This is a genomic window from Bartonella sp. MR110HLJHH (genome assembly GCF_042194225.1).
GTDB lineage: Bacteria > Pseudomonadota > Alphaproteobacteria > Rhizobiales > Rhizobiaceae > Bartonella > Bartonella grahamii.
Genome location: NZ_JBHIMQ010000077.1, coordinates 1 through 892 on the forward strand (window position 1 = coordinate 1; position 892 = coordinate 892).

2 protein-coding genes are annotated in these 892 nt (G+C 30.8%); one reads left to right on the forward strand and one right to left on the reverse strand.

The window, feature by feature from the left end:
* Nucleotides 1-217: 217 nt before the first annotated feature.
* Complete coding sequence (locus ACFIKB_RS09410) at nucleotides 218-529, reverse strand: XRE family transcriptional regulator (protein ID WP_114647946.1); 312 nt, start codon at nucleotides 527-529, stop codon at nucleotides 218-220.
* 94 nt (nucleotides 530-623) lie between these two features.
* Here ACFIKB_RS09410 and ACFIKB_RS09415 point away from each other — a divergent pair.
* The coding region (locus tag ACFIKB_RS09415; RefSeq protein WP_375653495.1) for a hypothetical protein at nucleotides 624-892 on the forward strand (269 nt) is incomplete at its 3' end.

Sequence of the window (892 nt, forward strand, 5' to 3'; positions counted from 1 at the left end):
CAGATTTTATAAACACTGGTTTTGTCACAAATGCCTCCATAGAGCCTATTGGCAAAAGTTATTTTCTAAGATATGGAACTTATATTTCATTATTTATGAAAATTGTCAATATAAAAATTCAGAAAATATGAAATTTTAATAAAGTGTAGGTTAATTATGGATAAACTAATGTTAGAAAAACTTTGGAATTGTGGAGATAAAAAAGTGATGGCTGCTATTATTTTTTGTCTGAAGAACAAGAATTCTGAAGAATCGTTAAAACAGCTTTCTGAACTTCGGGATTTGCTTGATAATACAGTTGAATAAACTGTTCAGATTCTTTGATTAGAAAAGGGGGGATTTCGCCAAAAAAATCAATAATTTCTATTAATTCACTTGCTTTTATTGATCTTTTTGTACCTGAATCATGCAACATACTAGTTAAGGTAGATGGTAACACTCCTAAATGCTTGGCTAGCATTTTCTTACTACCATGACCATTTTTAGCTAATTGCGCATTAAGCCATACCTTTAACTGATCTGATTCCATAAAATACAAAGTCTTTCATATGAAATGAAAAATCAATAAAAAAAATATGAAATTTTATCTTGATAAAATTCATAAAATATGAAATTTTATCTTTATGAAAAAAGAACCTGCGTATACTATAATAAAATATCTAGGGGGGGCTGTTAACGTTTCGCGTATTTTGAAGAAATGTAAAGGTGCTGTTTATCGTATCACTTATTCTAAAGAGAAGGGTGGTTCTAATGGATTGTTTCCTTCAATTTATCAAGCGCAGTTATTAACCTACGCACGTGATCATGGGATAGATTTGCGTCCAGAAGATTTTTTTTATCCCGAGCGCTTGCAGAGATTAATGCAAGAGCAACACCCCCCAATTACGAAAAT

What these genes read in the sequence shown, in the direction of transcription:
- ACFIKB_RS09410 (WP_114647946.1), bottom strand. Translation starts at nt 529, where the DNA reads ATGGAATCAGATCAGTTAAAGGTATGGCTTAATGCGCAATTAGCTAAA.